Here is a 20,092-nt window from a genome sequence, read left to right on the forward strand (position 1 = left end):
TCAGGCAAAGGTATCGGCAAACATGGTGCAGGCCGAGCGCAGCGACAGCTGCTCCTGCTGCAGGCAAGCGGAAAACTGGCGCAGCGCCGCATCGTGTCCCAGCTGCTCCTCGACCCAGTCCAGCTGGTCGAAGACGATCAGCCGTTCGCAGCCGGCCTGCGGGTCAATCAGCGCGCGCAAGCCATGCGGGTCGGCGCCGCAAAAGCCGATCACCAGCACGGGCGCCTCGTCGAGATGGGAAAAGAACAGCGCCAGTTCGAAATCGGCCTGGCGCAGGAAAGGCGCGATCAGGTGCAGCCAGAAGCTGGCCACCAGTTCGCGCAGCTGCGCGCCTTGCGGCAGCGGCAGCACCAGGCTTTTCTCCAGGCGCGGCAAGCCGCTCCGGCGCACGGGCCGCAGCAACATGCCCAGGCCCAGCAGCAATTCGCGCGCCGTCACGGGGAACGCGGGCGAAGCGAGCATCGTTTGCAGGCCATGCACGGTCTGCGCCTGCAGGAAGTCAGCCAGCCGCTCCGCATGGCACGCTGCGGCCGGTTCGACTTCGACCACGTTGCCGGCCAGCGCCAGCAGGGCCGGCCCCGGTTCGGCGCTGGCCACGATGCCTTGCGACAGCTGCTCCACGCGCTGCCACAAGGGCGTGAGCACCAGCGGGCTGCAAGCGACAAAGGCTTCGGCGTCATCGACTTCCAGCGCGCCCATGGCCATGAAGGGAAAGCGCCGCAGCGACTGGTCGTTGCTCGCTTCCAGGCGCCCGGCGATGGCGCGCCGGCTGCGCGTGCCGACGAAGGCAAAGCGCAGCGGCGGCAGGGCGTCGTAATTGAGCTTCCAGCGCGGTTCCACCGTCAGCGCGGTCATGACCTGCGCCAGCCAGTCGTCGAGCAGTTGCACCAGCGCGTGATTGTCGCAAGCCTTGATAAAGTCGCCGCGCGCGGGGATCTTGCCAAAATAGCCGAGGCGCACCTGCTGCGCCGCGCGCATCATGGCGACACTCCCGCTGGCGCTACAGCAACGACGGCGATGGCCGGCGCGGGTGCTGGAGCGCCAACGATCGTCTCGGGCAGCTGCATGCCGCGAAAGCCCTGCTCCTGCACCGCCGTGGCGGATCCGGCGCCTGTCGTCTCGGCGCTGCTGGTGATCTTCAGGTCGACCGCCACGGCTACCTCGCCGCGCGTCCAGCGCAGTTCGAACACGCCGCCCTCCTTGCGTTTCTTGGCCGCCGCGTCGATCATGCGCTTCAGGCCGAATTGCCCCGGCTCGTTGAACAATTCCACCGTGCGTCCGTCGAAGGTGACGGCCGTGATGCGCGCGCCTTGCTGGCCCGCCGCGCCCTGCGGACCCGGATGCACCATGTTCGTCCACTGCGCCGGCGTATTGCGATAACGCAGCTGCTGGCCGTCGATTTCCACCGTGTATTCCAGGGTGCCGGGCGCGGGCGACGGCTGGATCTGGAAGACGGTTTGCGCCGCCGTCGAGGTGGCCGCCACGCCACCCGCGCCCAGCGGCGCGATCCAGCCGGGGAAGCGCGCCACCACCTGCGGCGCCAGGCTGATGCCCATGTCGGCCCAGGTGCGCGGCGCCAGCACGTCGCCGCGCCGCACCACCAAGGGACCCATGGACGTGGTGACGAATTTCGCCACCAGGCCTTCCGGGCCGAAGAACTGGCCGATCTCCAGGTTGCTCGCCTCGATGCGCGCCGCGGGCGCGAATGGATATTTGTTGGCCAGCGATTTCTGGAACGGTTCGTACACCTGCGCCGCCCAGGTCTTGTTGATATCGAGTTCGGCCGGCGCGACGATGACGGCAAAGGTCTGCATCAGCGGGCGCACGAGGATGGGGCGTATCGCCTGCTTTTGCGCGTCGCTCATCCCCGTGAGCACCTGCTCGTCGACCAGCTTCAGGGCGTCGGCCAGTTCGGAGCCGCTGCCCTCCAGGGTCTGCTGCATGAACTGGCGCGCACCCGGTCCCGCGTCGCCCTGGTTCTTCAACTGGTTCAAACGGCTGCGCAGTTTCGACAGCGCTTCCAGGTAGGCGCGCATCAGCGAGGCATTGTTGTCCCTGGCCGCCACCAGCTTGCCCACGCCCGCAAATTCGCGTCCCACGGGACCCATCGGTTTGTCCAGGCGGGCCGGGTCGATCTGCGCATTGAGACCGGGATTGGCCGTCAGCTGCGATGGCGCGCGGCGCAGCACGGTTTCCTTGAACCAGGCGATGATGCCCCGCTCGGCCTTGCGCAATTGCGCATTTTGCAGCTCCGGGTTGTCCCACGAGGTTTCCTCGTAAATGGTCGTCAGCAGCTTGGCGATCGGCGACGCCTGTGGGTCGCCCAGCCGGTTCATCGCCTGCACGGCGCCGTCAAAGCCTTTCAGGTCGGCGACGGCCACGCCCTGCACGAACTTTTGCCACTCGCGCGCGTAGTCGGCCTTGTACATGGCCACCAGGTTTTTCTCGATCTGCTCCGGACTGCCTTCCAGGGTCAGGTCGTCGGTGGAGGCGCTTTTCAGCACCCAGTCGGCGCTTTGCAACTCGCGGTTGGCGGCGTCGCGAAACGCGCCCTCGACGAACTTTTCCCAGGCCTGGCGCGTAAAGGCGCCGGAGACGGCGTAACTGCCCGCCAGCAGTGCCTGATCCTGCTCGCCGACGATGCGCGCCACCGTCATGCCAGGAAAACGCGTCGAGGCGCGCGCCTTGACGTCGGCATACACGCGTTCGCGCGCCGGCATGCCGCGCACGACGCGGCGCAGGTTTTCGCGCGCCTGGTCGACCAGCGCCAGCTTCTGTTCGATGCGCGGCCAGGACGGGTCGCCGATCTGCGCCAGGTAAAACGTCAGCAGCCGCTCGGCGCTGCGTATCATCTGCTCGCGCGGCATGGCGCCCCGGTTGCCCTCCAGCCAGCCGCGCCAGAAACGCGTCATCTGGTCATTCAGGTGGCTGCTTTCCGCATGCGTTTTATCGGCCAGCATCAGATAGGTTTTCAGCGCGTTGTAGGCGTCTTCCACATTCGTCGCGCTGGCCGCCTGATACTGGACATTGCGCGGCGCAGCGGAAGGCATTGCAGGAGCTGCCGGCGTCTGCGGCGTGCGCGCCGTGGGCTGCAGCTGGTCGGCGCTGGCGTTCATCTCGAACAGCAAGGTTTCCAGCGCGCCCGCCACTGGGGTGAGCATGACCTGGCGCGCGCCCGCAAAATATTCCTCGCGCAGCTTGCGTTCGAGCAGTTCGCCCTGGTACAGGCCCAGGCGCAAGGACCACGGCCGTTGCGTGCGGTACGCGTCCAGCTGCTCGATGCGGTCCTGCAAAATCTCGAGCGCTTCGAGGCGCGACTGCAAGTCCAGGCGCCGCTCCTGCAGTTTCACCACTTTATTTAGATCGGCCTCGACGTTGGCCACCAGTTGCCGGTTGCCCAGGTAGGACCAGCTCCAGCCGCCCAGGCAGACGCCCAGCGACACCGTGGCGGCAAAGAACACGGCATATTTGAAGCGCAGCTTGGCCCGGTTGGCATAGTTGGCCACCAGGTGCTTGTCGGCAAAAATCACCTTGCGGAACAGCTCCAGCAGAAAATAGCCATGCTGGCGCGCGCCTGAGGGCGCCACGGCCGGGGCCGGCGCGAAGGCCAGGTCGAAGCGGCGTGCCACCTGCTGCGAAGACGCGCTGACGGGTTCACCCTCCTGCAGCGCGCTGGTAAAGTAAAAGCCGCGGAACACGGGCTGGAACTGGAACGGATTTTCCTCGAACAGGGTGGCAATAAAAGCGCGCAAGGCCGGCTTGATGGCGGCAAATTCCAGCGGAAAAGTGAATACGCCGGGCGCCATCGTCTTGCGTTGCCGGTGCGCCATATTGGCCAGGCTGAGCTCCGTCAGGCCATCGTGCAATTCATCGAAACTCTGGTCGAAAAACGCCAGCAAGTCGGCCGTGGGCAGCTTGCGCTGGTAGGGCATGGTGGCGCCCCAGACGCGCTCGCGCTCGCTGCGCTCGGCGTCCGCGAAAAACTCCGTGAAGCCGGCGATCAGGTCCGCCTTGGTAAACACGATGTACAGGGGCGCGAACACTTCCAGGCGTTCGATGACGTCCTGCACGCGCTTGCGCAGGCTGCGCGCCAGTTGCATGCCCACGTCAGGGTCGCCTTTCAATTCGGCGATGCTGACGGCGATGAGGATGCCGTTGATGGGCGCCTTGCGCCGGTATTTTTTCAGCAGGTCGAGAAAGCCGAACCATTCGCCGCGGTGCTCGTCGACGACGGAGTAGCGCCCGGCCGTGTCGAGCACGATGCCGTCCGTCGTGAAAAACCAGTCGCAGTTGCGCGTGCCGCCCACGCCTTGCACGACCTTGCCGTCGGCGAAAGGGAATTGCAGGCCCGAATGCAGGATGGCGCTGCTCTTGCCGGCGGCTGGGTTGCCAATGATCATATACCACGGCAATTCGTACAGGGCGGCGGCGCCCGATTTGAGGCCCAGCTTGGATGTCTTGATGGTCTCGATGGCGGCCAACATGCCCGTGCGCACGGCGTCGAGTTCGCCCTGTTGGGTGTTGCTGGCCGTTGAGGACGAGGCCGCCTGCGCGGCGGCGATCTCGGCCTCGTTGAGGATGGCCTGGCCCAGCGCCTGCGCATCGCGCCGCGCACGGCGCCGGCGCCACAACCACAAGCCCAGCCAGGTGGCAAAGGCCAGCAGCAGCAAGACCAGAGCCCAGATCAGCGCCACTTCCAGCACCTCGGCGCCCAGGTACAGGAACACGGCCAGCGCCACGAAACCGAGGATGGTCAGTTGGCGGCTGTCGGTGAGGAAATGCCAGAGTCGTCGCAGCATGATAAGCCCAGGGTGAGGTCGCAAAGCAAGGCGGATTCGGCCCATGCTGACAGCAATGCGGCGCGCCTTTGTTGACATACGACAAGTATCTGGCGCCAGCGCGCGGCAGGCACCGGCAGGCCATTGACGCTGCGCAAGCAGACTTGCAGCTGTGAAATTCAGGCCGATACGCGGCGCTAGAATGGCTGGCGCGGCTTACTTGCCCAGCACGCGCGGTTGCGGCAATTCCGTGTGGCCAAAGTCCATCATGGTCCAGCGCCCGCCCCAGCGCAGGCCCACCGATTCGGCCGTCACGCCATATAAACGGTAGCCGCGCATGGCCCAGGCATTTTTTTCAGAAATGATGAGCTTTCCTTCATGCATGAATGCGCAATCGGCCGCCAGGCCATACTGGTGATAGCTTTGAAACGCCCTCGCGTTCGTCACGTTCGGGCCAGCCGCCGCCAATTGATCCTGGCGCGCGGGACTGCGGTAGCCTTCCAACAAAACCATGTCGTAGCCATGCACGTCTTTCATGATCTTGAAGACCAGCAGCAGGCGCTGCGCGAAATCGTGGTCGAGCAATTGCCAGTTGCGGCTGGCGCCGCCCAGCAGCGGGCGCAGCTGCGTTACTTCCGCCGTGGAAAACAGCAGCGGCGGCAGGGTCAAAGGCGGCACCAGCTGCTCGCCTTTCAGCAAGTCGCTGACCTGGTCATTGATGACGTGTTGCTGATCGGCATAGCCGCGCAGGGCGATGCGGTCGCTGGACAGCCAGGCCAGCAGCGGCGGCACGATGACCAGCACGCCGCCTGCCAGGCTCAGCCAGCGATGCCGCCACAGCAGTTGCCAGGCGCGCGCCATGCCCGAGCCCGTGTGCCGCTGCATGCGCTGCCACTGCGCGCCGCCGCCCCGCTGCAGCCCCTGTGCACGCCGCTGCATGCGCCAGCCCAGGTTGACGAGCGTGTGCAGCACGATGGCGCGGCCGCCGGGAAACAGCAGCAGCCAGCAGGCAAGACAGGCCAGCAGGAAATACATCAGGACCAGGGCGACGAACATGGGGGCGCTCCGTGACGGGAATCGGCGGGGCCGGGCAATTCATTGCTCGGCGGTATCGCTAGATCGTAGGCGTCCGCGGCCCGCATGAGCGCGGTTTACATCAAGGTCAGTCGAGTTTGATCCACTGCGGAGGTGATATTTTGTCTTTACTGAAAACCGGGGGTGGTCAGATGCGCGGTCCTGACCTGCTGGGCAAGGCCGGCGCAGCTGGCGCGCGCATCGAAGGCCAGGGCATCCTGTCGCAGCTCGAACATGGCGTCGCCGCGCCTGCGGCCAAGCCGGCCCTGCGCTGGCGCCCCGGCTGGCGGCACGGGGCCGCTGGCGCGCTGGGACTGGCGGTGCTGGTCACGGCCGTGCTGGCCTACGACACGGACGTCTTGCCCCTGCCGCCGGCACCCGCCAAGGCCATGGCGCCGCCCGCCGTGCCGGCGCCAACGCTGCTGCCGCACACGGAGCAGGCGGCCACCATCGTCAATACGGCGGGACCGCCCTTGCCCGAGGTGGCAGCCGTGAGCGTGTCACCCAAGAGGCCGCCGCCCGTGCGCCAGGCGGCCGCGCGTCCTCAGGGACCAAGGCCGGCTGCCGCGCCCGGCGACAGCGACGTTGCCTTGCTGACGGCGATGGTGGCCCATGCGCACCGGCAGGAAGGCGCAGCAAAGCCCGTACGCGATGTGGTGCTGCGCAAACAGGAAGAGGAAACGGCGGAACTGTTGCAGCGCTGTCAGCAGCTGGGCCTGATCGAAGGCATGCTGTGCCGTTCGCGCATCTGCTCGGGCCGCTGGGACAGCGATCCCGCCTGCCATTGAACGCCTGGGCGCCGGATGAAACCTCAGACGCGCTCGGACACTTCGATCAGGTTGCGGTCCGGGTCGCGCAGATACACGGAGCGGATGGGCCAATTGGCGCCCGTGCGGGCCACCGGCCCTTCCTCGATGGCAATGCCCAGCGCCGCCAGGTGGGCGATGAAGACGTCCAGCGGTACGGCGGCGATGAAGCACAGGTCCAGCGAGCCGGGCGTGGGCAAGTCCGCCTTGGGCAGGAATTCCTTGCCGGCCTCATGCAGATTGATTTTTTGCCCGCCAAACTTGAAGGCGTGGCGGCCGGCGCCAAAAGTTTCGATCTGCATGCCCAGCACGCGGGTATAAAAATCGATGCAGGCCGGCTTGTCGCGGGTGGTCAATACCAGGTGATCGAGGTGGCCTATCATGTGTTTCTCGGGTGAGTGGCCGCATCCATACGGCCTTGCAAAAAACCTTCCATCAGCGCCAGCAACGCTTGTGGCTGCTCCTGGTGCGGCGTATGGCCGCACTGCTCGACCATGGCGGGCATGGCGTTGAGCGCCTGCGCCACGATGGTGTCGACCTGGGCCGCGCTGCCGTACTGGTCCTCGCTGCCCTGCACCACCAGCGCCGGGCATTCGACGGAGGGCAGCAGGTATTCGATGTTCCAGAACTGGAAGCCATAGCTGAGCCAAGTGTCCGACCAGGCCTTGAAGATGCTCTCCGTCTTGTCGCCATGGTATTTCGCCAGTGCGCGCAACTTGCCCGCGCCGAATGCCGCGTCCGCCTCGCGTATGCCATCGAGCGTGATGCCTTCGACAAACACGTGCGCCGCCTCGGTGATGATGCCGCGCAAGCGCGGCGGCTGCTGCGCCGCATAGATCAGGGCGATGCTGCCGCCATCGGAGTGGCCGACGAGAAAATGATCCTGTCCCGGCAGCAGTGCCGCCAGCACTTGCGGCAGCTCGCACAGCGCGTAGTCGTGCAAATAATGGAGCTGGCGGCGCGCCGCCAGCGGCGACGATTGCCCATAGCCGTGACGGTCGTACAGCAAGCCGCGGCAGCCCGTCGCCTGGCATAGCTGCGCGGGAAAATCTTTCCACATCGCACAGCAACCGAGTCCCTCGTGCAGGAATACCAGGCAGGGCTTGGCGGGGTCGCCTTCGATCAGTTCGTAATAGATATCGGTTTCGGCACTCAGGTTCAGTATCGGCATGGGCTAGGCTCGCAACGGGTTCCGTATCGGCAGGTCGGCTGGGCCTATTGTGCCATTGTCCTGCGCGGCATGCGTGGCGCCCCCGTAAAAATAGCCTGCTGGAAAAGATCTTGCGCTTGCCCGCAAGGTGTTTGCGCCAGCACAAGCGAGTGCCGCTTTTCCCGCCGGCCGGCGCGCTTTCTCACTCTGTGTACGCCTAGAATGAATTACTCCAACAGCATGGAGCAGGCGGCTACCTTATCAGCCAGGACGTGACACTGGCCGTCACGGCAACACAGATAGGGCGTCTTGCCGCACGACGACAGGCGCGGCGTCCAAACTATCGATCAGGAGCACATCATGGAAATGAAAGTAGAACACCGCACCGGCAGCAACCTGGCACTGGATGAAACCGATGCGCCGATGGAACAGGAAGGCCAAAGTGCCAAAGGCGCGGCAGCACAGGACTTGAACCTGAGTTCCGCCGCCTTTACCACCTTTTACACGTGGAGCGCCAATGGCGTGCATCCTTCGGTCAACTTCGCCAACGCCAACGTGCATGCCAATTCGCGCGTATTGCTCAACATCAGCGAGTATGGCGCGACGCCTCAGGACCGTTTTATTGGTTCAGCCCGTATGGCCGTGTACAACATCGCTCCGTATGAAGGCGGCTTCAAGGCCTGGGTGGACATCTCGTGGGGCAGCCCGCTCAAGGTCCGCTTCGACGTGTTTGTCGATCCCTGATCCGGGAAACACTGCGCATGCCGTCGATGCACTGACGGGATGACAAGCATGGATGGAAACCATGCGCGCATGACAAAAAGGCCACGTGTTGCCACGTGGCCTTTTGCTGCTGCTTGTTCTGGCTCCCCGACCTGGACTCGAACCAGGGACCTGCGGATTAACAGTCCGTCGCTCTACCAACTGAGCTATCAGGGAAAGGAGGCCGAATTATATACGTCAAAATTTCCCATGTCCAGTTGTTGCTGCATGGCCAGCAAAACACGCTGCCAGGGAGCACCCCTCGCCGACTGGCTGCGCCCGTCTGCGCGGCGCCACGCAAGATAGTAGAATAGCCAGGCCTTGCCGACACGCAAGGCGCACAACGGCATGCCGTCAGCGGAGCGTCAACCACGCCGCCGCGCGGACATGCGCTTGCAAGGCTCGCCTTGCCCCTGGCTTACTGCTCTCACCCGACATGACAGAATCAAGCGCAACCCTGGTGGACAAAGCCGGCAGCGGCGACAGCTCGGCGGAAATTGCCGAGCATATCGCGGCCGCCATCATGGCGCGCCAATTGCCGCCCGGCACGCGGCTGCGCGAAGAAGCGCTGTGCCGGCTGTACGGCGTCAGCCGCACCAAGATCCGCGCCGCCCTGCTGAGTCTCTCGAAAGGCAAACTCATCCGCATGGTGCCCGACAAGGGCGCCTTCGTCAGCCAGCCGACTGAAGCGGAGGCGCGCGACATCTTTGCCGCGCGGCGCATCATCGAAGCAGCCCTGGCGCGCGAATTCGTCGCGCGGGCCAAGCCTGCCGACTACAGGATGCTGGAGCGGCACCTGAAAGCGGAACGCCAGGCGCTGGCGCAAGCGACGCCGCTGCGCTCGCAACTGCTGGGCGACTTCCACGTCTTGCTGGCCGATATCGCCGGCAATGCCGTGCTGGGCGATATCGTGCGCGAACTGGTGGGCCGCAGTTCGCTCATCGCCATGCTGTACCAGTCCGGCCACGCCGCCGCCTGCTCGTGCGACGAGCACGGCCGCTTTCTCGAGGCGGCGCGCAGCGGCGACGCGGACCTGGCGGCGCGCCTGATGGTCGAGCACCTGGCACACGTGGAAGCGGCCCTGCGCTTCGACGGCAGCGCCGGCGAGGCAAAAAAAGATCTGGTGGCGGCCCTGCTGATGTAAGCCGCGCCATCAAAAAAGGCCGCCGATGCGGATGCACGGGAGGCCTCATTACATGTCACATGAGACGAAAAAAACCGCTATTCGCCCAGATAGATAAACTTGAACAGGAAGATGGCGGCAATGATGTAAGCCACCACCGACACCTGCTTGCCCTTGCCCGTCAACAGTTTCAATACAGCATAGGTGATGAAGCCGAAGGCGACGCCGCTGGCCACCGAATAGGTAAATGGCATCATCAGTGCCGTGATGGCGGCGGGAATACTTTCCGTGCTGTCATCCCAGTCGATGAAGGTCAGTTCGCGCAGCATCAGGCACGCCACATACAGCAGCGCTGGGGCCGTCGCGTATGGCGGCACCGTGTGCGCCAGCGGGGCGAAGAACAGGCTGCCCAGGAACAGCAGCGCGACGGCCACGGCCGTCAAGCCCGTGCGGCCACCCGCTTGCACGCCGGCAGCGCTTTCCACGAAGGCCGTCGTGCTCGACGTGCCCAGGCAGGCGCCGGCGGCAATCGCCGTGCTGTCGGCCAGCAAGGCCTTGTTCATGCGTTCCATCTTGCCGTCTTTTAATAAACCGGCACGGTTGGCCACGCCCATCAGGGTACCCGTCGCGTCGAACAATTCGACCAGGAAAAATACCAGCACCACGTTGACGATGCCGATCGACAGCGCGCCCATGATGTCGAGCTTGAACAGGGTCGGTTCGATGGCGGGCGGCGCCGAGACGATGCCGTTGAACTGGTTGCCGCCAAAGAAGAAGCTGGCAATCGTGATGGCGAGGATGCCGATCAGGATGGCGCCCGGCACTTTCAGGCGGTCCAGCGCGACGATGATGAAAAAGCCGAGGATGGCGAGGATGGGCGCCGCCTGGTGCAAGTCGCCCAGGGCAATGATGGTGGCCGGATTCGACACCACCACGCCGGCGCTTTTCAGGGAAATGATCGCCAGGAACAAGCCGATACCGACGGTGATGGCCGTGCGCAGCGCGGGCGGGATGCTGTTGATGATCATCTCGCGTATCTTGAACAGGCTCACCAGGATGAACAGGCAGCCGGAAATGAAGACGGCGCCCAGCGCCACTTCCCAGCTCATGCCCATGCCCTTGACCACCGTGTACGAGAAGTACGCATTCAAGCCCATGCCCGGCGCCAGCGCGATCGGGTAGTTCGCGTACAAGCCCATGATCAGCGTGCCAATGGCGGCCGCCAGACAGGTGGCGACAAAGACGGAGTCTTTCGGCATGCCCGCGTCGCCGAGGATGGACGGGTTGACGAAGATGATGTAGGCCATCGTCAGGAACGTGGTCAGGCCGGCCAGCAGCTCCGTGCGCACATTGGTCCCGTTGTCCTTCAGTTTGAAATAGCGTTCCAGGAACTGCATGATTAACCCCTTGTTTTGGTAAAACCGCGCGCCTGGTCTTGGCCAAGACGCATTTTTTTCTTGCAATAACCAGTTACTTGGTCGCTGCGCCGGCCGGCTTGAAGGCCCACCAGCGGCTGCCCGCAAAATTCCAGACCAGCCCGATGCCCGTCGCCAGCACCTGCGCCAGCCAGTAATACCAGCCCAGCTGGTGTACCAGCAGCCACATCAGGCCCGTATTGATGCACCAGCCGATGCCCAGCAAGGTGAAATATTTGCTGGCCGCCTCGCCATGGCCCTTGTCGCTCTTGAACGTGAAAAAGTAATTGAGAAGGTAGTTGACGACGGAACCCATGATGTAGCCGATGCCGGAAGCAAAGGCGGCGCTGATGCCGGCCCACTCCACGCCGCCCCACAGCACGCTGTATTGCACCGCCGTGCCGGAAGCGCCGACGGCGGCGAAACGTAGAAATTGGTGATGCAAGGAATGGGACATTGTCAATTTTCAAATATGGCGAAGACTCTCGCCAGGATCGAGCCAGAATAAAAAATGGCTACGATTGCTCGTAACCATTTTTCAGCCTGCATTTTACTGCAAGTTGCGCCCAACGTTCATATTCACCGCCGTTTCGACATTACTCTTTGCGCTGGCGGCGCCGGCGCAGCCATACGGACAGCGCGATCAGCAGCAAGATTCCCACGATGCCGCCCGGCAGCATAAACGGTTGCGCCCGCGCCAGCACGGGTTTCTCGCCGCCGCTGCGCGCCTGCGCCACGTAGGCCGGCGTGACGGACACGTCCGGGTTGCCGTACTGCTTCAGCACGTAATTGGCGATCGACGCGATCTGCTCGTCCGTCAAGGGCTGCACGTAGGAGCGCTGGTCGAAACGGGGCATGAACGCTTCGTGCTCTTCCCCTTCGATCTTGCGTTCGACACCAAACAAGATGGCCGAGACCAGGTTGGCCGGCGTGTTGCCGCCCGTCGCCGTGTTGTTGAACAGCGCTGGATAGCTTTGTTCCGTGCTGCCCGCGCCGCTGGCCGAATGGCAGCTGGCGCAGTAGCCGGAAAACAGCACGGCGCCACTATTGAGCGAATGGTGCTCGGTGGAACTGGCCATGCCGCGCAGCAGCGGCTCTTCGCTGGCGGCGCTGCCGTGGCTGAAGGCAGCCTTGGTCTGGCCCGGTGCGCGCACGGGCGGCACCGTGCGCAGCCAGGCCACGATGGCGGCCACGTCGTCGTCGCGCAAATATTGCAGACTGTTCTGGATGGCTTCGGCCATGCCGCCCGCCGCCTGCCCCTTGCCTTCCACGTGGCCCGTCTTCAGATAGGCGGCGATTTCCGCATCCGTCCACGCGCCGATGCCGCTGACCTTGTCGGACGTGATATTCGGCGCATGCCAGGAACCGAGCGACGCGCCGGCCAGGGTCTGGCTGCCGATTTCCGCCATCAGCGCATTGCGCGGCGTATGGCAGGCGCTGCAGTGCGCCAGGCCTTCGGCCAGGTAGGCGCCGCGGTTGATCTGCGCGCTCTTCGCCGCGTCGGGCACGAAGCGCTTATTGTCGAGGAACAAGGTATTCCAGCCCAGCATGGACAGGCGCACATTGAACGGGAACGGCAACGCCGTCTGGCGCGCCGGCTCGTCGACGGGCTTGACGGCCTGCATGAAGTAGTAATACAGGTCGCCCACGTCCGCATCCGTCAGCTGCGCATAGCTGGTGTAGGGCATGGCCGGATACAGGTGGCTGCCATCGGCGCGCACGCCTTCGCGCAGCGCGCGCGCAAAATCGGCTTCCGTGTAGTGGCCGATGCCGCCTTTTTTCGACGGCGTGATATTCGTCGCGTAGATCGTGCCCAGCGGCGAATCGATGGCGTAGCCGCCCGCATACGGTTTGCCGCCCGCTGCCGTATGGCAAGCCATGCAATCGGCGGCGATGGCCAGGTAACGGCCCCGCTCCAAGCGCGCATCGGACTTGGCGGCGACAGGCGCGGCCGGCCGGTCCGGGGTCAGGGTGACGGGCGGCGCCGGCGGCACAGGTGGCAAAGCATGCGCGGCCAGCGGCAAGCCGGCCGCCAGGGTCAGGCTCAGCAATAAACGGCGCATCATGCGGCCTCCCTTGCCAGGGTACGGGCGATGTCGTCAGCCGCGCGCAAACCGAGCGCGGCCATGCTGAGGGTGGTGTTGACGACGCTGGCCGACGGCATGGCGCCGCCGCCGGGCAGCCACAGATTGGCGTGATCGTGGGCGCGGCAATTGCCGTCGACCACGGAATCGGCGCGATTCGAACCCATGATGACGCCGCCCATGATGTGGTTATTCGCGTTCAGGCTGTCGGTGATATGGAATTCCACGGCGCCGAACAGCTTGCCGATGTGCTTGAGCTGCGCATGCGCGGCCTTCGCGCCATCACGCACGTAATCGCCCACGTCATAGTAAATGTCGGGACAGGCCAGTCCCAGCGGGTCCTTGCGCGTCTTGCTCAAGGTCAAACGGTTATGCGCTTCGGGCAGCGGTTCCAGGCTGATGGACAAATCCACGCCAAACGCGGCGCGGCGGCGGATTTCATCGTCGAGATCCTTGCCCACCAGGCCCAGCTTCAACGACTGCTGGGTAGCCGGTCCGACACGCGTGATGTTATTGAGGATCATCTTGTTGGCCGAATACTGCGCACGGAAGGCGCCGTCGCGCGGGCCCACCAGGCAGCTGCTTTGCGCGGGGCCGCGACCCGTCCAGATCGGTTCATTGGCAAGGAAGGTACAGTGGAAACCCGAGTGGTCCATCATGTTGCGGCCCACCTGGTCGGAACTGTTGGCGATGCCGTTCGGATTGTTCTGGTTAGCCGCCAGCAACAGCAAACGGGGCGTTTCGATGCCGTTACAGGCAATCACGAAAGCCTTGCCCGTCGCCATGTGCGACTGTTTCTTGGCGTCATACCAGTGCACGGCCGTCACTCTGTTGTTCTGGTCCGTGTCGATGCGGTAGACGACGGCCTCGGCCAGCACGCCCGCGCCTTTCAGTTCGGCCCGTTCCACGTGGTGGATGCCGTTGTACATGGCGCCGATGGGGCAGATCGGCTGGCAATTGTTATTGCCGCAGCAGGTTGGGCGGCCTTGCCATGGACGCGTCGAACGGCCTTGCGGGATGGGCACGGAGCGGTAGCCGTGCGGGTTGACCACTTCGGCGAAGCGCTTGTCGCCATAGCCCCAGGGTACCATGTCCATCGGGTACGGCGCGCTGCGCTCGCTCGGCGACTGCAGCGCGGGATCGTTGGGGCCGGCCACGCCCATTTCCTGCTCGGCGCGGCAATAGTACGGTTCCAGCTCATCGTAGGAAATGGCCCAGTCGCGGCCTACCCCGTAATCGCTCTTCATGCGCATGTCGGACGGCAAGTGGCGCCAGCACGACGCGGCCCAATGCCAGGTCGTGCCGCCCACAGTGCGCAGGTAGCCCTGCTGGAAACTGCTGCCGTTGGGACCGGACACTTCCACATAGTTATTCTTCGGGAAGTACAGCGGCGCGGGCGCATTCTCCGCCTGCGGATACAGGCCCTGGAAGTCGGAACCGACGCGGTTTTCGAACGGCATGTTGCGCCAGTTTTCCACGGCCTGGCCACGCTCGATGCGCAGGCCCGCTTCCAGCATGATCACGGAATGGCCTTGCGCGGCCAGCTGGTCGGCCATCATGGCGCCGACGACGCCCGTGCCAACGATGACGACATCGGCGACGACGTCGCCATTACTCTTGAATTGGGGTGATTTCATTTTGCTTGCTTGCCTTTCGGTTCGGGAGTGCCGGTAGTGGCCGGGGCCGGTACGGGTTTCGGTTCCACGGGTGCGGAAACGCGCACAGCCGGCGGCGCCTTCAGCCACCACAGGGGGCCGTAATTGCAATAGGTCGGCACGACCTGGCCATCGGCCACCGTGCGGTACATCAAAGCCTCGGCATAGGCGACGACGATGGATTTCGTGCCCTGCGCCACATTGCCGGCGACGGTGCCCGTGTACCAGGCGGCAACGATGGCCAGCGCCAGCTCGCGCAGACTCGCATCGGCGGCGGTGGCGGCCGCCAGCAGGACTTTCGCTTCCTGGCCCGTGACGAGCAGCGCGCCCAGCTGCGGCAAACGGTCGGCGAAACCGGGCACGTTGGTACGCATGGCTTGTTCGATGCGCGCCGCCGTCGCGGCGGACAGGTCGCGGTGGCCCGTGATCGTTTGCGACAAGGTGTAGAACAGCATGGTGGCGGGCGCCAGTCCGGTCGCCGGCACGCTGGCCGGCGCTTGGGCGGCGGACAGTGGATTGCTCCAGAAACCGGCCTGCGCCAGCAAGGCGGCCAGGCCGATCAGGGCGTGGCGGCGGCTAATGCGGGGAAGGGAGGAAACGGATGTTGCAGATGGTTCAGTGCCTGGATGGTTCATGAGACTCCCGCAAGACTTGTTGTTTTATTGACTTCGATGATTGCGCTACATTGCATTTGCGCATAGATGGAACCGGTTCCATATTATCCTACATAAATAAATTGTTTGCCAATGGAGCATTGCTACATGCGCCCGCCCTGCCCGATCCGAGGCAAGCACAGGCGAAATTCCAGGCCCGGCTGGCCGCCCAGTCGGTAGCGAAAATCAAGCACGCTGCCGCCAGCCAGGTTAGGCTTGCCCGGCAAAGGCAGTGGCAGGTTCAGGCTGCACTCATGGTCGCCCAGGACGATGCCGCCATGCACGCGGATGCGCGTCAGCAAGCGCGGCGCCTGCTCCAGCACGTCGGGCAGGCGGATGCTGGCGGCCGGCAGGCTGTCGCCCTGTTCATGCTGCCAGGCGTGCAAGGCGTCCGCGTCGAGCGCAAACACGCGGCCCCAGTCCGTGCACGGCTCGCCAGGGCTGCGCCGGTCCAGGCCCAGGTGCACGGTGACGGCTGCCGGCAGCAGCACCGCCGCGGGCGCTTGCGCGTGCAGATTGCGCAGGATGGCTACCTGCGGCTCCTTGCCCAGCGCCGTATTCATGGTTTCACTGACGATCACGTCCGGCATGGCGCCGGCAGGCATGCGGTAGGCGGCCGCGTCGGCGCAAATATACTCGGCGACGTGGCTATCGAGGTCCAGGGCGGCGATCAGCTCGCGCGCATAGTTCAGGGTTTTCGCATGCACGTCGAGGATGGCGAACTGCACCTGGCTGGCGTCCAGCACGGCCATCACCGGCAGGGCCAGCAGGGCGAACGGACCGCAGCCCGCATACAGCACGCGCACGGGCCGCCCGCCGCTCATGTCCAGCCGCTCGCGCACGGCCAGCGCCAGGCCCTGGATGAAGGCGGCGCTACGGTAGGGCTCGCGCGCGCACAGTCCGGCCTGCACGGGCGAGATGGCCCAGCCGCTGGGGAGAAAACTTTCGCCGTCGCGCAAGCCGTCCTGCCCGTCCATGGGCAGGCGCGAATGGCGCTCGACGAGCTGGCGCAGCTGCACTGTTTCACCGACCAGGCTGGACAGCGAACGCTGCGGATCACACAGCGCGGCCGCCATGGCGGCCAGTTCCACGCGCGCCGAAATCACGCGCAACTCCACAAGCAGGGCAGGATAAAGACAGAATGCATGGCGGCTTCCTTGAAATGATTGCAAGTGCGCGGAAAAATTGGCAGCATAGCAAATAAATAAACGCCTGCGCGTTTGGCCCCATCGCCCCCATCGCCACCACCTACCGGAGCACCGATGCACGACTTTCCGCTTTCCGCCCCCTACCAGTTGCGCGTCCAGCGCGACGATGACGATGGCTTTGCCGCCGCGCTGTACAGCTCCACGCGCGACGACTTGCGCCAGATGCCGGCCGATCCCGCCGTCATCGAGCAGCTGATCACCATGCAGCAGCGCATGCAAAGCCACGGTTACCGGCAAGCGTATCCGCAGGCCATGTACCTGGTGCTGCAGCACGGCGACACGCCCATCGGCCGCCTGATCCTGGATCGCCAGGATCAGGCGCTGCACCTGGTCGACATCGCCATCCTGCCCGCCGCGCAAGGCCGGGGCGCCGGCAGCGCCGTGCTGCGCGGCCTGCAGGCGCAAGCGGGCGCCCAGCAATGCCGGATCCACCTTGCCGTCAACAAAAGCAACACCGCGGCGCGCGCGCTGTACCAGCGGCTGGGCTTTCGATTACGCGGGGAAAACGAGGTGCAGGAGCAACTGGAATGGAGCGCGACATAGTGCCGGCGCCGACTCCGCCCAGCACCTGGCTGCGGCTGCCGCTGCGCTTTGACGTGGCGCGCATGCAAGGCGACAGCGACCGGTTCGCCGCCGGCGAGTGGATCAGCCATTTCAATACGGGCGCCTACGACCAGGGCTGGAGCTGCGTACCGCTGCGTTCGGCCGGCGGAGCAGCCGGCGACATCATGCCCGTCGACGGCGCCGCCTATGCCGGCACGCCGCAACTGGCGCGCTGCCCCTGCCTGCGCGAGGTGCTCGCCTGCTTCGCCTGCGAGATCCGCGCCGCACGCCTGATGGCCCTGGCGCCAGGCGCCATCATCCGCGCGCACCGCGACGCCGGCACCTCGCTGGCCGATGGCTTGATCCGTATCCACATCCCCATTCACACTACGCCGCAGGTGCTGTTTACCATCGATGGCGAGAACGTGCACTTCACGGCCGGCCACGCCTGGTACATGGACGCCAGCTGCCTGCACGCGGTGCACAACCAGGGCACGGCGCCGCGCATCCACCTCGTGCTCGACTGCATCACCAACGCCTGGCTCGAAGCGCTGTTCGCCTCGGCCGGCTTCGTGCCGAAAGCGTCCCGTAAATATGGCGACCCCAGCATCAACGACGGCAATGTGCGGGCCGTCATCGCGCAGCTGCAACTATCTTCCTCGCCGGCCAGCCTGGCGCTGGCCAGCCAACTGTCTGCCTTGGCCGAAGGGAGCGCGCCGTGAACGCCGCGCCAGGCCTGGCCCAGCAGGAACGTTTGCTGGCCAAGGGAGAGCCGGTGACATGGCACGAGGGCATGGATCTGCGCGGCTGGTATCCGCTGTATGTGGAGCGCGGCGAAACATTGGTGGACGCTGCCATGTGCTGGCGCCACCTGGGGGAAACGGCGTTCAGCGAAGCGTTCTTTGTCAATACCCTGGCGCGCCAGCCGCATGAGGAGCGCCGCGTCTGCCGCACGCCGCTCGCGGCGCTGGCCATGATGGCCACGCTCGGCGATGGCCTGGCGCCCGACGCCTTCATCTTCCACGTCTCGCGCTGCGGCTCAACCCTGCTGACGCAATTGCTGGCGACCTTGCCGCAATGCGTGGTGCTGTCCGAGCCAACCGTCGTCGACTCGCTGCTGCGTCTGCATCACGATGGCACGGCGGGCAGCAACGGCATCGCCCTGCTGCGCCAGGCCATCCTGGCACTGGGACAGCGCCGCTCAGGGGACGAGACGCATTTCATCATCAAGTTCGACTGCTGGCACATCCACAGCCTGGACTTGCTGCGGCAAGCGTTTCCCGGCACACCCTGTCTGTTCGTCTACCGCGAACCGCTGGCCGTGCTGGCCTCGCACCAGCGCCAGCGCGGCCCGCAAATGGTGCCCGGCATGCTGCACCCGGCACAACTGCCGCTGCCCGCGCACCAGCTGGAACCCGGCGATATCGATGGCTATGCGGGCCTCGTGCTGGCCAGCCTGTTCGACGCGGCCCTGCCCCATGCGGCTGCCGGCCAGCTGCAGTTAATTCACTACAAGCAATTGCCAGATATCGTGTTCAGCGATGTATTGGCCCGCCTGGGCATCGCCCCCACGCCGGCACAGTTGCAAGCGATGCGCGCACGGGGCGGCGTGCATGCGAAATACGGCACGGCCTACCACGGCGATCCGCCAGTGGCCGCGGCAAGCGGCCTGGCCGCCATCGCCGCGCAATTGCAGCCTGGCTATCTGGCGCTGGAAGCGTTGCGCACGGGGCAATAGTCATAGCGCGGCGGCATTTTCCTCGCGCCACCTGCGCACCATCTCGCTGCTGATTTCGCGTTCATAGCAGATGGGAGCATAACCGCCCTTCCGGCTCCATGCGCTGCGTCCTCCGCAAGCGCTGCCATTCTTGGCGGCATTGTAGGGACAGGGGCAGCGTCCAGGATAGGCGGCAATCGACTCGGCGATGATCTGCTGCTTGACCTTTGCTTCCGATGCCGGCTGGCGCCCTTGGCCACCGGCAAGGGGCGCGTAGGCCGTGCCGGCGGCCAGCATCAACACCAGGGCGCAGAGATTCTTCATAGGAAAGGTTGTTTTCATCCACAGGCAGCAAACGTACGATGCCAGTATGACAGATGCCTTTAGGCAAATCTGCGTGAAATGTCACGCACTTCATTGCCGCAATGCAAAAAGCCCAACCGTGAAGGCTGGGCTTTTCGATACTGCTGATGTTCTGGCTCCCCGACCTGGACTCGAACCAGGGACCTGCGGATTAACAGTCCGTCGCTCTACCAACTGAGCTATCAGGGAAAAGAGGCCGCATTCTATAGGGCAAATTTTCAGTTGTCCAGATTTACGCTAAAAAAATTACGCGTATCGCCATTCAACCCGGATTTTCCCGGGGCTGATAGTCAAACACCAGCACCCGCCCCAGCCATGGCTTGAGCCGATCGACAAAAGCGAGGTGGGCAGGATGGGCCAGGTACACGTCGCGCGCGCTGGCGCCATCGAAGGTCAAGGTGAAGCAATCGGTAAAGCCGTCGTCGAGGCCTTCCGGGCTGACGTTCGGCCCCCATTCGAATTGCAGCACGCCGGGAATACGGTGTTTAAGCTGGGAAAATTCATAGACCAGCTCGGCATGCTTGGCCGGTGTGATGTCCTCGAGAAAATCACACAGGACGATATGGCGCAACGGAATTGAACAGGTCATGGTGGCGGATCTCCTATGGGGTTGCATTCAGGATAGCGCAAAACGAAAAAGCACACAGGCAACGGTCGGCCACACCGCACATATTTTCTGTATGCAACATGCTATTCGGATAATATCCCCCATGGACACCCCCTACCCGCAGGCAACCATTCATATCAGACCATGACAAAAA

Annotated in this window: 19 protein-coding genes and 2 tRNA genes; 6 read left to right on the forward strand and 15 right to left on the reverse strand. The window is 64.5% G+C overall.

Going from position 1 to position 20,092, the window contains the following annotated elements; translation table 11 throughout:
- The 3 genes from tagF to GYK42_RS21330 all read right to left on the reverse strand — a co-directional run bounded on the left by tagF (position 1) and on the right by GYK42_RS21330 (position 5,834).
- Positions 1-981 carry a type VI secretion system-associated protein TagF gene (gene tagF, locus GYK42_RS21320; RefSeq protein ID WP_166449111.1) on the reverse strand — a complete coding sequence of 327 codons (981 nt, stop codon included), beginning with the start codon at positions 979-981 and terminating at the stop codon, positions 1-3.
- Positions 978-4,799 carry a type VI secretion system membrane subunit TssM gene (gene tssM / locus GYK42_RS21325; RefSeq protein ID WP_166449112.1) on the reverse strand — a complete coding sequence of 1,274 codons (3,822 nt, stop codon included), beginning with the start codon at positions 4,797-4,799 and terminating at the stop codon, positions 978-980. Before tssM ends, tagF begins: the two co-directional genes overlap by 4 nt.
- Positions 4,800-4,994: 195 nt before the next feature.
- Positions 4,995-5,834, reverse strand: a complete 840-nt coding sequence (locus GYK42_RS21330; protein ID WP_166449113.1) for a M15 family metallopeptidase — start codon at positions 5,832-5,834, stop codon at positions 4,995-4,997.
- Positions 5,835-6,004: 170 nt separating this feature from the next.
- Between GYK42_RS21330 and GYK42_RS21335 the strand changes: the two genes are divergently transcribed.
- Positions 6,005-6,640, forward strand: coding sequence for a hypothetical protein (locus GYK42_RS21335; protein ID WP_166449114.1), 636 nt, complete (start codon positions 6,005-6,007; stop codon positions 6,638-6,640).
- A gap of 23 nt (positions 6,641-6,663) precedes the next feature.
- On the opposite strand, the gene GYK42_RS21340 is transcribed toward GYK42_RS21335, so the two are convergent.
- On the reverse strand, positions 6,664-7,041 hold the full coding sequence (locus GYK42_RS21340; protein ID WP_166449115.1) for a VOC family protein: 378 nt from the start codon (positions 7,039-7,041) through the stop codon (positions 6,664-6,666).
- The gene (locus tag GYK42_RS21345) at positions 7,038-7,829 is read right to left on the reverse strand and encodes an alpha/beta fold hydrolase (protein WP_166449116.1); all 792 of its coding nucleotides are present in this window, start codon (positions 7,827-7,829) and stop codon (positions 7,038-7,040) included. The genes GYK42_RS21340 and GYK42_RS21345 overlap by 4 nt, the downstream gene beginning before the upstream one ends.
- Positions 7,830-8,168: 339 nt before the next feature.
- On the opposite strand from GYK42_RS21345, the gene GYK42_RS21350 reads away from it, so the two are divergent.
- Positions 8,169-8,552 carry a hypothetical protein gene (locus GYK42_RS21350; RefSeq protein WP_240943696.1) on the forward strand — a complete coding sequence of 128 codons (384 nt, stop codon included), beginning with the start codon at positions 8,169-8,171 and terminating at the stop codon, positions 8,550-8,552.
- Positions 8,553-8,671: 119 nt separating this feature from the next.
- Here GYK42_RS21350 and GYK42_RS21355 read toward each other — a convergent pair.
- A tRNA-Asn gene (locus GYK42_RS21355) sits at positions 8,672-8,747 on the reverse strand.
- A 259-nt stretch (positions 8,748-9,006) separates the two neighbouring features.
- On the opposite strand from GYK42_RS21355, the gene GYK42_RS21360 reads away from it, so the two are divergent.
- Positions 9,007-9,714 (forward strand): GntR family transcriptional regulator, encoded by a 708-nt coding sequence (locus tag GYK42_RS21360; protein WP_166449118.1) that lies wholly within the window; start codon positions 9,007-9,009, stop codon positions 9,712-9,714.
- Positions 9,715-9,791: 77 nt separating this feature from the next.
- On the opposite strand, the gene GYK42_RS21365 is transcribed toward GYK42_RS21360, so the two are convergent.
- From GYK42_RS21365 to GYK42_RS21390, 6 genes are all read right to left on the reverse strand, one after another.
- Positions 9,792-11,090, reverse strand: a complete 1,299-nt coding sequence (locus tag GYK42_RS21365; protein ID WP_139089940.1) for an NCS2 family permease — start codon at positions 11,088-11,090, stop codon at positions 9,792-9,794.
- A 73-nt stretch (positions 11,091-11,163) separates the two neighbouring features.
- Positions 11,164-11,565 (reverse strand): GtrA family protein, encoded by a 402-nt coding sequence (locus GYK42_RS21370; RefSeq protein WP_166449119.1) that lies wholly within the window; start codon positions 11,563-11,565, stop codon positions 11,164-11,166.
- Between the two features lie 139 nt (positions 11,566-11,704).
- A complete protein-coding gene (locus GYK42_RS21375) occupies positions 11,705-13,174 on the reverse strand; it encodes a c-type cytochrome (protein ID WP_240943697.1) in 1,470 nt (489 codons plus the stop codon).
- The gene (locus tag GYK42_RS21380) at positions 13,171-14,829 is read right to left on the reverse strand and encodes a GMC family oxidoreductase (protein ID WP_166449120.1); all 1,659 of its coding nucleotides are present in this window, start codon (positions 14,827-14,829) and stop codon (positions 13,171-13,173) included. Before GYK42_RS21380 ends, GYK42_RS21375 begins: the two co-directional genes overlap by 4 nt.
- A complete protein-coding gene (locus GYK42_RS21385; protein ID WP_166449121.1) occupies positions 14,826-15,482 on the reverse strand; it encodes a sugar dehydrogenase complex small subunit in 657 nt (218 codons plus the stop codon). The genes GYK42_RS21380 and GYK42_RS21385 overlap by 4 nt, the downstream gene beginning before the upstream one ends.
- A 122-nt stretch (positions 15,483-15,604) precedes the next feature.
- Positions 15,605-16,606, reverse strand: a complete 1,002-nt coding sequence (locus GYK42_RS21390; RefSeq protein ID WP_166449122.1) for a hypothetical protein — start codon at positions 16,604-16,606, stop codon at positions 15,605-15,607.
- 156 nt (positions 16,607-16,762) lie between these two features.
- On the opposite strand from GYK42_RS21390, the gene GYK42_RS21395 reads away from it, so the two are divergent.
- The 3 genes from GYK42_RS21395 to GYK42_RS21405 are packed head-to-tail and all read left to right on the forward strand — an operon-like array spanning position 16,763 to position 18,989.
- On the forward strand, positions 16,763-17,251 hold the full coding sequence (locus tag GYK42_RS21395; protein ID WP_166449123.1) for a GNAT family N-acetyltransferase: 489 nt from the start codon (positions 16,763-16,765) through the stop codon (positions 17,249-17,251).
- Positions 17,236-17,973: an aspartyl/asparaginyl beta-hydroxylase domain-containing protein gene (locus tag GYK42_RS21400; RefSeq protein ID WP_166449124.1), complete on the forward strand. Its 738-nt coding sequence runs from the start codon at positions 17,236-17,238 to the stop codon at positions 17,971-17,973. Before GYK42_RS21395 ends, GYK42_RS21400 begins: the two co-directional genes overlap by 16 nt.
- Complete coding sequence (locus GYK42_RS21405; RefSeq protein ID WP_166449125.1) at positions 17,970-18,989, forward strand: hypothetical protein; 1,020 nt, start codon at positions 17,970-17,972, stop codon at positions 18,987-18,989. Before GYK42_RS21400 ends, GYK42_RS21405 begins: the two co-directional genes overlap by 4 nt.
- Here the strand turns inward: GYK42_RS21405 and GYK42_RS21410 are convergent, their stop codons facing one another.
- The 3 genes from GYK42_RS21410 to GYK42_RS21420 all read right to left on the reverse strand — a co-directional run bounded on the left by GYK42_RS21410 (position 18,990) and on the right by GYK42_RS21420 (position 19,920).
- A complete protein-coding gene (locus tag GYK42_RS21410) occupies positions 18,990-19,292 on the reverse strand; it encodes a hypothetical protein (protein ID WP_205711498.1) in 303 nt (100 codons plus the stop codon).
- Between the two features lie 152 nt (positions 19,293-19,444).
- Positions 19,445-19,520, reverse strand: a tRNA-Asn gene (locus GYK42_RS21415).
- Between the two features lie 73 nt (positions 19,521-19,593).
- A complete protein-coding gene (locus tag GYK42_RS21420) occupies positions 19,594-19,920 on the reverse strand; it encodes a Dabb family protein (protein ID WP_166449126.1) in 327 nt (108 codons plus the stop codon).
- Positions 19,921-20,092 lie beyond the last annotated feature (172 nt).

It is taken from the genome of Janthinobacterium lividum (assembly GCF_011601275.1).
Lineage (GTDB): Bacteria > Pseudomonadota > Gammaproteobacteria > Burkholderiales > Burkholderiaceae_D > Janthinobacterium > Janthinobacterium lividum_E.

Excerpts from the sequence above, each read along its gene's own strand:
- tagF (WP_166449111.1), bottom strand. The coding sequence starts at position 981 with ATGATGCGCGCGGCGCAGCAGGTGCGCCTCGGCTATTTTGGCAAGATC.
- GYK42_RS21420 (WP_166449126.1), bottom strand. The coding sequence starts at position 19,920 with ATGACCTGTTCAATTCCGTTGCGCCATATCGTCCTGTGTGATTTTCTC.
- GYK42_RS21365 (WP_139089940.1), bottom strand. The coding sequence starts at position 11,090 with ATGCAGTTCCTGGAACGCTATTTCAAACTGAAGGACAACGGGACCAAT.
- GYK42_RS21375 (WP_240943697.1), bottom strand. The coding sequence starts at position 13,174 with ATGATGCGCCGTTTATTGCTGAGCCTGACCCTGGCGGCCGGCTTGCCG.
- GYK42_RS21385 (WP_166449121.1), bottom strand. The coding sequence starts at position 15,482 with ATGAACCATCCAGGCACTGAACCATCTGCAACATCCGTTTCCTCCCTT.
- GYK42_RS21330 (WP_166449113.1), bottom strand. The coding sequence starts at position 5,834 with ATGTTCGTCGCCCTGGTCCTGATGTATTTCCTGCTGGCCTGTCTTGCC.
- GYK42_RS21380 (WP_166449120.1), bottom strand. The coding sequence starts at position 14,829 with ATGAAATCACCCCAATTCAAGAGTAATGGCGACGTCGTCGCCGATGTC.
- GYK42_RS21410 (WP_205711498.1), bottom strand. The coding sequence starts at position 19,292 with ATGAAGAATCTCTGCGCCCTGGTGTTGATGCTGGCCGCCGGCACGGCC.
- tssM (WP_166449112.1), bottom strand. The coding sequence starts at position 4,799 with ATGCTGCGACGACTCTGGCATTTCCTCACCGACAGCCGCCAACTGACC.
- GYK42_RS21340 (WP_166449115.1), bottom strand. The coding sequence starts at position 7,041 with ATGATAGGCCACCTCGATCACCTGGTATTGACCACCCGCGACAAGCCG.
- GYK42_RS21345 (WP_166449116.1), bottom strand. The coding sequence starts at position 7,829 with ATGCCGATACTGAACCTGAGTGCCGAAACCGATATCTATTACGAACTG.
- GYK42_RS21400 (WP_166449124.1), top strand. The coding sequence starts at position 17,236 with ATGGAGCGCGACATAGTGCCGGCGCCGACTCCGCCCAGCACCTGGCTG.
- GYK42_RS21335 (WP_166449114.1), top strand. The coding sequence starts at position 6,005 with ATGCGCGGTCCTGACCTGCTGGGCAAGGCCGGCGCAGCTGGCGCGCGC.
- GYK42_RS21370 (WP_166449119.1), bottom strand. The coding sequence starts at position 11,565 with ATGTCCCATTCCTTGCATCACCAATTTCTACGTTTCGCCGCCGTCGGC.
- GYK42_RS21350 (WP_240943696.1), top strand. The coding sequence starts at position 8,169 with ATGGAAATGAAAGTAGAACACCGCACCGGCAGCAACCTGGCACTGGAT.
- GYK42_RS21395 (WP_166449123.1), top strand. The coding sequence starts at position 16,763 with ATGCACGACTTTCCGCTTTCCGCCCCCTACCAGTTGCGCGTCCAGCGC.
- GYK42_RS21360 (WP_166449118.1), top strand. The coding sequence starts at position 9,007 with ATGACAGAATCAAGCGCAACCCTGGTGGACAAAGCCGGCAGCGGCGAC.